Below are 14075 nucleotides of genomic sequence, written 5' to 3'. Positions count from 1 at the left end.
GCAGGATAGCGCGCGACATGTCGGGGTGGAACCGCGGAATCCGGGGTGTGACCAGGGGCTCAGTAGCTGAAAGGAAGCTGCTGGGTCGAGCAGGTCGCGCCGGGTGCGGGCAGGCGGAGGTCGATCAGGTAGCGCTCGCGCAGGTTGCGGACACAGTCGCCGGTGGGCTGGTGCCCGTAGCCTTCTTCGACCACGACAAGCCGGGCGTTGACCATTTCCTGCTGTGCCCGCTCGGCGGCGGACAGCGGTGTCGCCGGATCGAATTCATTGCTGACCAGCAGCGCCGGTTTGTCCGATATGAGCGTCCACGGGGTCAGACCACGGCGCGGATCGTCTTCCGGAGCGGTCCACGCCCCGCACGGCTGACGGGCATAGAGCCAGAAGGCCCCGAACGGTGGTGTGCGGTCCGGTTCCCGGGCGACCAACTCCGGCCAGAGGTCCGGATCACGGGGTAGCGCGGTGTCGGCACAGGAGATAGCTACGAAGGAATCGAGGAAGCTCGCGTCGATGATGTCCGCGGCCAGAGCCTGGCGCACGATCTCCGGATCGCCGACCGGGCCGCGCTCCAATTCGGCGAGCAGCCCCGCCAGCGCGGGCCAGCCCTGGCGGGCGTCGTAGAGCAGCAGCGCGTGCGCCCGCACCGCCTGCGCGTAGTCGACCGGGACCGCGCGCTCGCCCGCGCCGACCACGATCGGACCTGCCCGCAGCCGGTCGAACAACGCGGCGTCGCGCTCGCGCAGGCGGTCTGCGGCCTCGTCGGCCACCGCCGTCTCGAGGGTGGTGGTCACGCGCGCGCCCCCGGAGCCGCCCGCCTTTCCGGCACCGGGAGCTGCGCTGCTCGTCGGCGGGGTGCTGGGCTGATCATCACCGGGCCGCTCGGAACCCGGCGATCCGCTGCCGGGCACTGCGGTGCTCGGTTGCCCCGGGTCGGGCTGTCCGGAGCCGGGACCGGGCGAGTCGGACGGCGCGGCCCCGGTCAGGTCGCTGCGCTCGGCGCCGGCGGCGAACGCGCATCCGTCGCCGCCGGTCTGCGCGCACAGCCGCAGGAACTCCTCGAACACCTCGTGCGTGCCCGCCGCCGTGGTCGCCACCTGGGTGGCGGTGTCGACGCTGTAGGCCTGCGGATCGATCAGCGAGGTCAGGTGCAGCGCGCGGACCCGCTCGCCGAACAGCGCGCCGTAGACCTGACCGAGATAGCTGGCGTAGGAACCGCCGGTGAAGGTGAGCTGGTCCTCGCCCACGGCCCGGCGCAGCAGATCCAGGTCCCGCGCGGCGTCGACGGTGGTCAGATGCGGCAACAGCTCCCCGCTGTAGCGCGCGCAGCCCTCGGCGTAGGCCCGACTCGCCCGGGCGGACGCGCGCTGCTGTTCCTCGGTGAGCGGCGGCAGCACCACGGTTCGCCAGAACCGTTCCTGCTCGGCGGCGTCGGCGAAACAGCGCACCGGCGCGCTGGCCCCGACGCCGCGCTGGTCGAAGGTCACGATGTCGAAGCGACGGCTGATCTCCCCGGTGAACATCGGTCCGCGCCGCGCCCAGTCCAGGCCGGAATCACCCGGCCCGCCCGCTGCCGCGAACAGTGTCCCGACGCGGCGGTCCGGATCGGTGGCGGGCTGCTTGACCACTGCGATCTCGATGGTCGGCCCGTCGAACCTGCTGTAGTCGAGCGGGACGGTCGCGAGTGCGCAGCGGTACCCTCCGAGCCGCTCGTCCTCGCAATCGGTCCAGTCGAGCTGCGGGGTCGGCGCCGCGTCGGCCGCCGCGGCCAGCCTGGCCGGCACCGTGAGTTCGCGCGCGGACTGCGCGCATCCGGCCGCCAGTGCGGGCGCGACGAGCACGGCAAGGACCACCAGCGCGATCTTCCACCTACGCACGTGCACATCCTGCGCTGTGACAGCCGCGGATGTCGTCATCCTCGATGCGGAGATCCGGTTCGTGTCCTGTCGAGCTCATGTGGTCAACAGTCGCACGACCGCGATGGTGCCCACCACGACGATGACCGCGCGCAGCACATTCGGCGGCATCCTCCGCCCGACCCGCGCGCCCAGCTGTCCGCCGACGATCGATCCGGCCGCGATCAGCGCGACGGCCTGCCAGTTCACCTCGGCCACCATGATGAAGATGGCCGCGGCGACCGCGTTCACCAGCAGCGCCAGCACGTTCTTCACGGCATTGAGCCGCTGGATGTCCTCGTGCACGAGCACGCCGAGCAGGCCGAGCAGCAGCACGCCCTGGGCCGCGCCGAAATACCCGCCGTAGATGCCGGTGCAGTAGACCGCGCCCCACAGGGTCAGCCCGCCGTGTTCGGGCGCTTCGACGGTTCCTTCCTCGCGCCGCCGCTTCACCCACGCGGCCAGCCGCGGCTGCACCACCACCAGGATCAACGCCAGGATGATCAGCACCGGCACGATCGCGTCGAAGGCGTCCGAGGGCAGCCACAACAACAGCAGCGCGCCGGTGATGCCGCCGAGCAGCGAGGCCGTGCCCAGCCGCAGCAGCCGGTCGCGCTGGCCGCTGAGTTCGCGCCGGTACCCGATCACGCCGCTGATCGAACCGGGTACCAGGCCGATGGTGTTGGACACGTTCGCGGTGACCGGCGGCAGCCCGAAGGCGAGCAGGGCCGGGAAGGTGATCAAGGTGCCCGACCCGACGATGGTGTTGATGCCACCCGCGGCCACACCGGCCGCCAGGATCGCCAGTTGTTCGAGCCAGGTCATGATCGTGGAGGCTATCGGCTGGTGAGTTCACCTGTGGCAATCGGCACCCGGCCTTACCCGCCGCCGCAACGAACGTTAAACTGGCTCCCATCATGCAGCGGGCTCTTCTTCTCGGCCGCCGCGACGGGTTCTGATCGGACCGGCTCCCGTCGCGGGGTTTCGCCGCGCCGGTCGACCCACCCATTGGGATTCCACCAACCCTGGAGAATTGCATGTCACCCGCTGACGTCTTCGTATCCGGCTCGCGCACCATCACCGCGCCCTCGAAGCAGGCTCCTGCCGACCAGCCCGCCTGGAACGCGCAGAAGAACTCGTCCATGCCGACCTACCGCTACCGGCCCTTCGCCGAGGAGGTCGAGCCCGTCACGCTGCCCGACCGCACCTGGCCGGACAAGGTCATCGACCGCGCTCCCGGCTGGTGTGCGGTGGACCTGCGGGACGGCAACCAGGCGCTGATCGATCCGATGAGCCCGGCCCGTAAGCGCCGCATGTTCGACCTGCTGGTGCGGATGGGTTACAAGGAGATCGAGGTCGGCTTCCCCTCGGCCAGCCAGACCGATTTCGACTTCGTCCGCGAGATCATCGAGGACGGCGCGATCCCCGACGACGTGACCATCCAGGTGCTGACCCAGTCGCGCCCGGAACTGATCGAGCGCACCTTCGAGGCCTGCGCGGGCGCGTCCAACGTGATCGTGCACTTCTACAACTCCACCTCCATCCTGCAGCGCCGGGTGGTCTTCCGCGCCGACCGCGAGCAGGTCAAGAAGATCGCCACCGACGCGGCGAAGCTGTGCCTGGAGATCGAGAAGCGCTACCCCGACACCAACTGGCGCTACGAGTACAGCCCGGAGTCCTACACCGGCACCGAGCTGGGCTACGCGCTGGAGGTCTGCGACGCGGTCTCGGAGATCATCGCCCCGACGCCGGACAAGCCGCTGATCATCAACCTGCCCGCCACCGTCGAGATGGCCACACCCAATGTCTACGCCGACTCGATCGAGTGGATGAGCCGCAACCTTGCCCGCCGTGAATCGATCGTGCTGTCGCTGCACCCGCACAACGACCGCGGCACCGCGGTGGCCGCCGCCGAGCTGGGCTACCAGGCGGGCGCCGACCGCATCGAGGGCTGCCTGTTCGGCAACGGCGAGCGCACCGGCAACGTCTGCCTGGTGACCCTGGGCATGAACATGTTCTCCCGCGGCATCGACCCGCAGATCAACTTCTCCGATATCGACGAGATCCGCCGCACGGTCGAGTACTGCAACCAGCTGCCCGTGCACGAGCGCCATCCCTACGGCGGCGACCTGGTCTACACCGCCTTCTCCGGCAGCCACCAGGACGCCATCAACAAGGGCCTGGACGCGATGAAGGCCGCCGCCGACGCACAGAACGCCGACGTCGACGACATCACCTGGGAGGTGCCCTACCTGCCGATCGACCCGAAGGACGTGGGCCGCACCTACGAGGCCGTCATCCGGGTCAACTCGCAGTCGGGCAAGGGTGGCGTCGCCTACATCATGAAGACCGACCACGGCTTGGTGCTGCCGCGCAGGCTGCAGATCGAATTCTCCCAGTCGGTGCAGCGGATCACCGACGGCGAGGGCGGCGAGGTCACCCCGAAGGAGATGTGGGACGTCTTCCACGAGGAGTACCTGGCCCCGATCCGCCCGCTGGAGCGCATCCGGCAGAAGGTGACCGCGTCGGAGACCGACGGCGGCGTCGACTCGATCACCGCGGTGGTCAAGGTCGACGGCGTCGAGCAGGAGGTCTCCGGCCAGGGCAACGGCCCGCTGGCCGCGTTCGTGGACGCCATCGCCGCCGTCGGCTTCGACGTGCGGGTGCTGGACTACTCCGAGCACGCCATGTCCGCGGGCGACGACGCGCAGGCCGCCGCCTACGTGGAGTGCGCGATCGGCGACAAGGTGGTCTGGGGCGTCGGCATCGCGACCTCCATCACCACCGCCTCGCTGCGCGCGGTGGTCTCGGCGGTCAACCGGGCCAGCTGACCGACTTCGGCACCGACGGCCGGAATCGCTGCGATCCCGGCCGTCGGTGTCTGCGCAACCCTGCGTTCGAATGCCCGTAACCCCGGAGAATCAGCAGGCCAGGGCATCCGAAGGGGACCAGGGCACGCTCTGCGGACAGCCGGTCGCACCTGCTAGCGTTGATTCGCACGCAAGCGCCGAGCTCTCTGCTCGAATTTCCTGAGCAGATGGGGGAACCTGTGACAAACAACGACCACAATCCGACCTCTCCGCCCTGGCTCCAGGGCCATTCGGCGGATACGGCCGAAGCCTCCGCGTCGCCGACGGCACAGGACGAGCGCGAGCAGACGGGCCCGGACTCGGAATCCGCTGAGCGCGGCGACTTCTCGGCCGCTTCGCGTCCCGTCGAGCCGGGTGAGCCGAGCGCGCCGGCGAACACCGGTGGTCACGCGGTGGCCGCCCCCGGCCCCGAGGCGGCCGCCCCCGGGCAGTTCGATGCCTACGGCAGTGGTCGATTCGCGCACGCCCCCGCTCCGGAGGCCGGTGGCTTCACGCCCCCGCCACCGCCGGGAGCGCCCTCGCCGAGCGGCGCCCCGGAAGGAAACGGCGATCCGATCTACAGCTGGGCGCCCCCGCCGCCGCCGTCCGCGCCGCCCCAACAGGGTTTCGCGCCACCCGGTTTCGCCCCGGATGCGCCGCCCCCGCCGTGGCAGAACGGCCCGCAGCAGTTCCAGCAACCGCATTTCGGGCAGGCTCCCCAGCAGTTCGAACAGCCGCCCCAGCAGTTCGAACAGCCTCAGCAGCAGTTCGATCCGAACCCGCCGCAGCAGTTCGATCCGAATCAACAGCAGTTCGGCCAGCCGGACCGGCCGCAGCCGGGGCAGCCACAACCCGGTCAGCCGCTGCCGGGGCAACCGCACCAGCAGCCCGAGCAGTTCGGGCAGCAGCCGCCCGCCGGACCCCAAGGTTTCGGCGCGCCGCAGCAATTCGGTCAGCCGGGTCACTTCGGCCAGCAGCCCGCCGGACCGCAGGGATACGGCCAGATGCCAACCCCCGGCAGCTCGGTCAACGATCTGAACCTGCTCAAGCGCGCCCGTCGCGCCCCGCGCAGCGGCTGGCGCCGGGCCATGCACAAGGCCTCCGGCGGCATGATCAATCCCGGCGAGTCCGCGGCCGACATCGTCCACCGCGATCTGGTCGAACGCGTCAATCAGCCGGTGCGCGGCGACTACCGGATCGCGATCCTCTCGCTCAAGGGCGGCGTCGGCAAGACCACCACGACCGTGGGCCTCGGCTCCACCTTCGCCTCGCTGCGCGGCGACCGGGTGATCGCCATCGACGCCAATCCCGACCTGGGCACACTGGCCCACCGGGTGCCGCGCCAGACCCGCTCCACGGTGCGCAATCTGCTCGAGGACCAGCACATCTCGCGGTACTCGGACGTGCGCGCGCACACCTCGCAGGCGCCGAGCCGGTTGGAAGTGCTGGCCTCCGAACAGGATCCGGCGGTCTCGGAGGCCTTCAGCGAGGCCGACTATCGCAAGGCCATCAGCATCCTGCAGTCGTTCTACAACATCATCCTCACCGACTGCGGTACCGGTTTGATGCATTCGGCGATGGCGGGCGTGCTCGACATGGCCAGCTCGCTGGTGCTGGTGACCTCCCCCGCCATCGACGGCGCGCGCAGCGCCTCGGCCACGCTGGACTGGCTCGAGCACCACGGCTACGGCAAGCTCGTCGAGCGAACCGTCGTGGTGGTCAACGCATCCCGCCGTGGCGCGTCGACCGTCGACCTGGATCAGTTGCGCAAGCTGTTCCTGGACCGCACCCGCGCGGTGCAGATCGTCCCGTTCGACGACCACCTCGCCGAGGGCGCCGAGATCGATCTGGAACTGGTGAGCAAGCCGACCCGGCGCGCCCTGCTGGAGCTGGCCGCCATGGTCGCCGACGACTTCGGGTACCAGGGCGCGCAGCAGTACCAGTACCCGGGCCCGCCACCGCACCAGTACTGAGCAGGGGCCGCGACACGGGCGGCGCCGTCGTCCGAACCCGCCACGCCGCGTCCGGCCGGTGGATCACCGTCGGCGACACGGTCGCGAACGTGGCCGGCGCAGTCGGCCAGGCTGCGCGGCACCGGGATCAGCTCACTCCGCGGTGATCTGCCGCGCCGCCCGTTCGAAGGCCGCGAGGACGGTCGCCACCGCGAGCTGGTCCTCGGCGCGCGGCCGGGTGACCAGGTCGTAGTGCCGCGCTGCCCGCACCCCGGAAAGCCGCAGCACCACCAGGCCCGGATTCGTGACCGCGAACCTGGGCATCAGCGCGACCCCGTACCCGACCGCGACCAGCGCTTCGATCGCCCGGAAGTCGTTGATGCGCTGGATTATCCGCGGCTGCACGCCGGTGACGGTGGCGATGGATTCGAGCACGTCGTCGACCGGGAAGCCGCCGCGCACGCTGAGCCAGCTCTCCTCGGCCAGTTCGGCCGGGGTGACCGCGCGTTGCCCGGCGAGCCGGTGGCCCGGCGCGACGACCACATCGATGGGTTCGCGCATGAGGAACCGGCTCGTCACCCGCGGCCCGGTCAGCGGCCGCGCGCGTTCGTCGCGATGGGTGAGCACGATGTCGTAGTCGGCCAGCAGCCGCGGCACCTCGCTCGGCGGCACGTCCTCGTCGCGGGCCACCACATCGATCGCACCGCCGGCCAGCGCGGGCAACACCAGCGGCAGCAGCAGCGCCGCGCCGGAGGGGAACAGCGCCAGCCGCACCCGGCCGCGCGGGGACCGGCGGTAGTGCGCCATCTCGGCGACGGCTCGGTCCATCGCGGCCAGCACCTCGTCGGCGCGCACCACGAGCGCGTGTCCGGCGTCGGTGAGTCGCACCCGCCTGCCGTCCGGTTCCAGCAGGGCGACACCCGCCTCCCTGGCCAGCACCTTCAGCTGTTGCGAGACCGCCGAAGGCGTCATCGACAGCGCGTCCGCCGCGCCCGCGACCGTGCCGCGGTCGGCGAAGGCCCGAAGCACGCGCAGCCGCTCCAGAGACATCCCGGGCGTAAGCCCCGCCACACCGTCATCGGACATCGGCACCGCTACCTCGCAAGTGAAGCATTACTACAGTATTCATCCATAATTATTCGATTGTCCTGATCAATCGACCCGGCCCACGATCACCGGGTGACCACTCGCGACCGCATTCTCGGCCTCACCGTCGTCGTTCTCTGGGGCCTGAACTTCCTGGCCATCCGCGCCGGACTCGACCATTTCCCCGCCCTGTTCTACGCGGCCCTGCGCTTCGCCGTGCTCGCGATCCCGGTGCTGATCTTCGTGCCGCGCCCACGGGTGCCGCTGCGCTGGCTGCTGCTCTACGGCATCGGTTTCGGCATCCTGCAGTTCGCATTCCTGTTCACCGGCATGCGCGCGGGCATGCCGACCGGCCTCGCCTCGCTGGTATTGCAGACATCCGCGCCGTTCACCGTGGTGCTCGGCGCACTGCTGCTACGCGAACGGTTGCGCCCGCGTCAGCTGATCGGCCTGGCCGTCGCCTCGGCGGGCATCGCGGTGATCGCCGCCGACCGGATGGGCGAGGCCGCCCTGCTGCCGATGCTGCTCACGCTCGCGGGCGGATTCGGCTGGGCGCTGGGCAATATCGGCTCGCGGCTGGCCACCACCGCCACACCCGCGTCCGGACCGCCGGTCAACCCGCTGCATCTGACGCTGTGGATGACGGTGATCCCGCCGGTGCCGCTGTTCGTCCTGTCGGCCGTGACCGAGGGCCCCACCACCGGCCTGCGCGCGCTGACCGATTTCACCGCCCCGACCGCGCCGGGCGCGCTCTTCGGCCTCGTCTACCTGGTCACCCTCGGCACGGTCGCCGGCTCCGGGCTGTGGACGTACCTGATGAGCCGCTATCCGGCGGGCACCGTCGCACCGCTGTCCCTGCTGGTCCCGGTGGTCGGCATCGCGGCCGCCTGGTTGGTCCTGGACGAAACCCCCACGCCCGCCGAACTGCTCGGCGCGGTCGTGGTGATCGCGGGGGCGTTCGTCACTGTGTCGACGTCGCGGCGATCTTCGCGGCGGGAGGAAAGCACCGAGCGGATCGAGGAAAGTGCGCGCGCGACACCGGCGCCCGGTAGTGTCCCCGACAACGCGCGACGCCCGGGCGATGGTCCCGTGATCGGTGTCGGCGAGCGCGGGCCGTTGCGGGGGCGGGTGGGATAGCCCCTGGTCCGAATCCCTACAGTGTGTGCGACGGTGCAGGTTGACGAGGCTGGGCAGCGAATTGCGAATGGCGGATCAGCGGTGGGCCGTATCCCGGAGGACAGTTCTTCGCGGAGCGGTTGCGGTAGGCGCGATGACAGCGGGGGCGGGTTGGCGGGCCGGATATGCCGCCGCGGCGGAGGGCAGGCGGGTCGCGGTCCTCGGCGGCGGGGTCGCCGGGCTCACCGCCGCACACGAACTCGCCGAGCGTGGTTTCGAGGTGACCGTCTACGAGCGCCGCGCGCTGGGCGGCAAGGCACGCAGCATCCCGGTCCCCGGCAGCGCGTCCGGCGGCCGGCCGGAACTGCCGGGCGAGCACGGGTTCCGCTTCTTCCCCGGCTTCTACCAGCACATCCCCGACACCATGCGGCGCATCCCGTTCGGCTCGAACCCGGACGGGGTGTGGAACAACCTGGTCGCGGTGCCGGAGGCGCGGTTCTCCCGCCGCGACGGCGACGACTTCCGGGTGGCACTGGACTTCGCGGCGCCGCCCGATCCGAGCCATCCCGGCTTCGCCGAAACCCTTGGCGCCACCCTGTCGACCGCGCTGAAGATCACCCCCGCCGAGGGCCTGTTCTTCGCCAACCGGCTGATGGTGTTCAACACCAGTTGCGACGCGCGTCGATTCCAGCAGTGGGAGTACATGCCCTGGCTGGAGTTCGTCCGCGGGCACGATCGCTCGCACGAATTCCGCGCACTGCTCTCGCGCACGCTCACCAGCATCATGGTCGCCGCCAAGGACAGCATGGCCAGCGTGCGCACCATCGGCAATATGGGTGAGCAGTTCCTGGGCAACCCGTTCGGCATCGGCAACGACGGCGCGCTCGACCGGGTGCTCAACGGCCCGACCAACCTGACCTGGATCGACCCGTGGACCCAGCGGATGCGTGAGCTCGGTGTGCGGTTCGCCCTCGGGACCGAGGTGCGCGGACTGGAGATGCGCGACAAGCGCGTCACCGGGGTCCGCATCGTGGACGAGTCCGGAACGGCACGCACCGTGGAAGCCGATCACGTGGTGGTCGCCATGGCCGCCGAGCAGGCGCGCACGCTGTGGTCGCCCGAGGTGCTCGCGGTCCGTCCCGAACTCGAGGGCATGCACCGCCTCGTCGTCGACTGGATGACCGGCATCCAGTTCTACCTGCGCAGATCGGTCGACATCTCCCCCGGTCACACCGCCTACATCGACTCGCCGTGGTCGCTGACCTCCATCAGCCAGAACACTCTCTGGGCGCGCAAACTGCCCGAGTACGGCGACGGCAGCGTGCAGGACTGCCTCTCGGTCGACATCTCCGACTGGCACACTCCCGGCATCCTCTACGGCAAGCCCGCCACCGACTGCACGCACGAGGAGATCGCTCGCGAGGTGTGGGCCCAGATGCTCGCGCACCTCAACGACCGAACCGAACTGCTGCGCGACGGCGATCTGCACTCCTGGTTCCTCGACCCGGCGATCGTCTGGCAGGCGCAGTCCGGCCGCAACACCAACGCCGATCCGCTACTCATCAACACCGCGGGCTCCTGGGACCTGCGGCCGGAACCGCACGGTGCGATCGAGAACCTCTTCCTCGCAGGCGATTACGTGCGCACCAATGTGGACCTGGCGACCATGGAGGGCGCCAACGAGTCCGCGCGCGCCGCGGTGAACGCCCTGCTCGACACGACCGGCTCGAACGCGGCGCGGTGCACGATGTACACCCTGCACCGCGCCGCCGAGCTGGAGCCGTTGCGCCGCATCGATGCCGACCGATTCGCCGCGGGCCTGCCCAACGCCCTCGACGTCTGAGGCGCGTGCCGACGTTCGCGCACCGGTCGCGCAGTGACGCTGATTACGTCGACGCCGTGGTGACGCGGGATACGAGCCCGGGCCGGATCCGCCCGCCGACCCGGAGCGCGCCCGTCGCGCCGATCGCACATACACTCGCCTGCGTGGCGGACATTTCGATACGCGGGCGGATCGCCCTGCGGGCCGCGGCGGCCGCGTCGTGGGCATCGCGGCGCGCCGGTCGCGGCAACGGCTCGATGATCGGCGGCCTGATCGCGCTGAAGATCGAGCCGACGATCATGCAGCAGCTCGGCCGCGGACGCCGGACCGTGCTCATCACCGGCACCAACGGCAAGTCGACCACCACCAGGATGACCACCGCCGCCCTCAGCACGCTGGGCTCGGTCGCCACCCAGGCCGACGGCGCGAACATGGACGCGGGCATCGTCGCCGCCCTGAGTCAGCACCCCGGCGTGCCGCTGGCCGCCATCGAAGTGGACGAGCTGCACCTGCCGCACGTCTCCGATGCGCTGAACCCCGCCGCGATCGTGCTGCTCAACCTCAGCCGTGACCAGCTCGACCGGGTCGGTGAGATCAACATGATCGAGCGCAAGCTGCGCGCGGGCCTGGCCCGCCATCCCGACGCGGTGGTCGTCGCCAACTGCGACGACGTGCTGATGACCTCCATCGCCTACGACCACCCGAATGTCGTCTGGGTGGCGGCGGGCAGCGGCTGGGCGATGGACGCCACCAGTTGCCCGCGCAGCGGCGAGCCGATCATCTGGGAAGGCACGCACTGGAAGAGCACCGGCGCGGATTTCGAACGGCCCGAACCGGATTGGTCGCTGGAAGGCGAGGACCTGGTCGGCCCGGACAGCACCCGCTACCCGCTGCACCTGGCGCTGCCCGGCCGTGCCAATCGCGGCAATGCGGCGCAGGCAGTCGCGGCGGCGGTCGCGCTCGGCGCCGAACCGGCCAAGGCGGCGGTCGCCGCGGGCACCGTGCGTGAGATCGCGGGCCGCTACAAGACGGTGCAGGTGGGCGAGCACTCCGCCCGGCTGCTGCTGGCGAAGAACCCGGCGGGCTGGCAGGAAGCGCTGTCGATGATCGACCACTCCGCGGCCGGGCTGGTGATCGCGGTGAACGGCCAGGTTCCCGACGGCGAGGACCTGTCCTGGTTGTGGGACGTGCGGTTCGAGCACTTCGAGGACGTCAAGGTGGTGGCCGCCGGCGAACGCGCCACCGACCTCGCGGTGCGCCTCACCTACGCGGGTGTGGAGCACACCACGGTCGCGAACCCGTTGCGCGCCATCGCCTCCTGCCCGCCGGGGCAGGTCGAGGTGCTGGCCAACTACACGGCCTTCCGCGACCTGAACCGGGACCTGGAGTCGCGGTGAACACGCGCGCAGCAGCAGGCAGCACGGGGAGCACGGGGAACGAAGCATGAGTGAGTCGACGGTACGGATCGGGCTGGTGCTGCCCGACGTGATGGGCACCTACGGCGACGGCGGCAATGCGCTCGTCCTGCGCCAGCGTCTGCGCATGCGCGGCCACGACGCGGAGATCGTGGAGATCAACCTCACCGACCCGGTGCCCGAATCGCTGGACATCTACACCCTCGGCGGCGCCGAGGACTCCGCCCAGCGCCTGGCCACCCGCCACCTGCGCCGGTACCCCGGCCTCCAGCAGGCCGCCGCGAACGGCGCGCCGGTGCTCGCCATCTGCGCCGCCATCCAGGTGCTGGGCAACTGGTACGAGACCTCCTCGGGCGAGCGCGTGGAGGGCGTCGGCCTCCTCGACGTCACCACCTCCCCCCAGGACGAGCGCGCCATCGGCGAGGTCGTCACCTCCCCCGTCGTCCCCGGCCTGCGCGCACCGCTCACCGGCTTCGAAAACCATCGTGGCGGAACAACTCTCGGCCCCGATGCGAAGGGCCTGGCCCGCGTCACCCGCGGCGTCGGCAACGGCGTCGGGGACGGCATGGAAGGCGTCGTCCAGGGCTCGGTCTTCGGCACCTATATGCACGGTCCCGCCCTGGCCCGCAATCCCGAACTCGCCGACCTCCTCATCGCCCGAGCCCTCGGCGTGGAGTCCCTGTCACCCCTGGATCTCCCCGAGGTGGAGCAGCTGCGCCGCGAACGCCTCCGCGCCTGATCACAACGACGGAAGTGGAGTTTCGTACTTCTGGCACCTCGGGTCGGCCGTGACCAGGGTCGAACCCTCGCACCGCGCCTGGGCGACCAACATCCGCTCGAACAGGTCCCGATGAATGGAGGACGGCCGCTCCGCGGTCACGGCATGCTCGTGGCGAATCGGCGCGGCGACCCACGCCGGCCCGCTGAGAACTGAGTCCACTGCGTGCCGGTGCCGCTGCGTGTCGGTGGCATGTGTTGTCATCTAGGTCGACCGACGAACCGATTTTCCAGTCAGGAGGACACATGCGCGCACCGGGTTGCGGGGGATGCGACACCGGGGTCGACCACTGTCACGGGACGTTGGTCGTGCACGAGGACTGGTCGGCGGAGTGCACCGAGCCGGACTGCGTGGACGTCGATCGGGCCAGGCACACCTTCGTCGTCGACTGCGCGGATGTGGCGGGCGGTTGCGCCTGCGCCGGGGTGAAGGAGCAGCGGTACAGCGCGTGATCGCGGGCCCTCGTGCGACCGGCGGGCGCGGCGCGCGGCCGGTGCCTCACTAGGCTGGCCGGGTGAACTACGACCACGTGCTGTTGCCCTCCGGTGTCGCCCGCACCCCGTCCGAGGTGGACGACTACCTGACCGCGCAGCAGGGTCTGCCGCAGACCGAGGCCGTCACCGCCATGGCCGCGATCGTCGACGAGCGCAATGCGGCGCTGCCGGAGGAGGATTCCTTTCTCGCCGACAATGCCGAGGTCGGCGGCAGCGCGACCGGATCGGTCCTGCACGTGGCCTGCCCGTACGACGCGATCGGGCATGTGCGCGCGCTGCTGTTCGAGATCGGCACGCCGCGCGGCTACGCCCTCTACGATCCGCAGCTGGCCTGGCTGATCGACCCGGCCGACCGGGTGGAGGTCACCGTGAGCCACGGCGGGGCGGGGGAATTCCCCTATCTGACCGAGACGCTCATCCACCAGTGGGTGCCCGAGCTCGCCGAGCCCAACCCGTATCTCATCGCCGAGCGGGAGCCGCAGCACTACATCCAGACCTACCGCACCGCGCCCGGCGAATTCGCCGTCGAGTACCGCGACGGCGGGCCGGACCGGCACTACGCCCTCACGCTGACCGAGCCCCGCGACGTCGCCGCACTCATCTGGGCCTGGGCTCGCGGCGATCAGGCGACCGTCGACGCACGGACCTGGGAACGGGTCGAGTTCTGAGCCGCC

At 70.5% G+C, this 14075-nt stretch carries 11 protein-coding genes; 8 read left to right on the top strand and 3 right to left on the bottom strand.

Going from position 1 to position 14075, the window contains the following annotated elements:
* Window positions 1-59: 59 nt before the first annotated feature.
* Together ON26_RS01075 and ON26_RS01070 are read right to left on the bottom strand one after the other, a co-directional pair.
* Window positions 60-1871: an alpha/beta hydrolase gene (locus tag ON26_RS01075; RefSeq protein ID WP_245545680.1), complete on the bottom strand. Its 1812-nt coding sequence runs from the start codon at window positions 1869-1871 to the stop codon at window positions 60-62.
* A gap of 75 nt (window positions 1872-1946) precedes the next feature.
* Window positions 1947-2714, bottom strand: coding sequence for a sulfite exporter TauE/SafE family protein (locus ON26_RS01070; protein WP_040794031.1), 768 nt, complete (start codon window positions 2712-2714; stop codon window positions 1947-1949).
* A gap of 212 nt (window positions 2715-2926) precedes the next feature.
* Here ON26_RS01070 and leuA point away from each other — a divergent pair, with 212 nt between their 5' ends.
* Both leuA and ON26_RS01060 read left to right on the top strand, forming a co-directional pair.
* A complete protein-coding gene (leuA, locus tag ON26_RS01065; RefSeq protein ID WP_040794030.1) occupies window positions 2927-4720 on the top strand; it encodes a 2-isopropylmalate synthase in 1794 nt (597 codons plus the stop codon).
* A gap of 218 nt (window positions 4721-4938) precedes the next feature.
* The gene (locus tag ON26_RS01060; RefSeq protein WP_085998925.1) at window positions 4939-6711 is read left to right on the top strand and encodes a MinD/ParA family ATP-binding protein; all 1773 of its coding nucleotides are present in this window, start codon (window positions 4939-4941) and stop codon (window positions 6709-6711) included.
* 132 nt (window positions 6712-6843) lie between these two features.
* On the opposite strand, the gene ON26_RS01055 is transcribed toward ON26_RS01060, so the two are convergent.
* A complete protein-coding gene (locus ON26_RS01055) occupies window positions 6844-7740 on the bottom strand; it encodes a LysR family transcriptional regulator (RefSeq protein ID WP_040794029.1) in 897 nt (298 codons plus the stop codon).
* 129 nt (window positions 7741-7869) lie between these two features.
* Between ON26_RS01055 and ON26_RS01050 the strand changes: the two genes are divergently transcribed.
* The 6 genes from ON26_RS01050 (at window position 7870) to ON26_RS01020 (ending at window position 14069) form a co-directional block, all read left to right on the top strand.
* Entirely contained in the window at window positions 7870-8913 is a 1044-nt protein-coding gene (locus tag ON26_RS01050) for an EamA family transporter (RefSeq protein WP_051026463.1), read from the top strand.
* A gap of 133 nt (window positions 8914-9046) precedes the next feature.
* Window positions 9047-10735 carry a hydroxysqualene dehydroxylase gene (locus ON26_RS01045; protein WP_245545679.1) on the top strand — a complete coding sequence of 563 codons (1689 nt, stop codon included), beginning with the start codon at window positions 9047-9049 and terminating at the stop codon, window positions 10733-10735.
* Window positions 10736-10878: 143 nt separating this feature from the next.
* A complete protein-coding gene (locus ON26_RS01040) occupies window positions 10879-12111 on the top strand; it encodes a MurT ligase domain-containing protein (RefSeq protein WP_040794027.1) in 1233 nt (410 codons plus the stop codon).
* Window positions 12112-12157: 46 nt separating this feature from the next.
* Window positions 12158-12868, top strand: coding sequence for a type 1 glutamine amidotransferase (locus tag ON26_RS01035; RefSeq protein WP_040794026.1), 711 nt, complete (start codon window positions 12158-12160; stop codon window positions 12866-12868).
* A 284-nt stretch (window positions 12869-13152) separates the two neighbouring features.
* On the top strand, window positions 13153-13359 hold the full coding sequence (locus ON26_RS01025; protein WP_040794024.1) for a hypothetical protein: 207 nt from the start codon (window positions 13153-13155) through the stop codon (window positions 13357-13359).
* A gap of 62 nt (window positions 13360-13421) precedes the next feature.
* Window positions 13422-14069 (top strand): hypothetical protein, encoded by a 648-nt coding sequence (locus ON26_RS01020; RefSeq protein WP_040794023.1) that lies wholly within the window; start codon window positions 13422-13424, stop codon window positions 14067-14069.
* The last annotated feature ends 6 nt before the right edge of the window (window positions 14070-14075 follow it).

Source organism: Nocardia higoensis NBRC 100133 (assembly GCF_000308595.1).
Lineage (GTDB): Bacteria > Actinomycetota > Actinomycetes > Mycobacteriales > Mycobacteriaceae > Nocardia > Nocardia higoensis.
The sequence above is the reverse complement of the archived record's forward strand: the minus strand, read 5'-3'. Positions and strand labels throughout refer to the sequence as shown.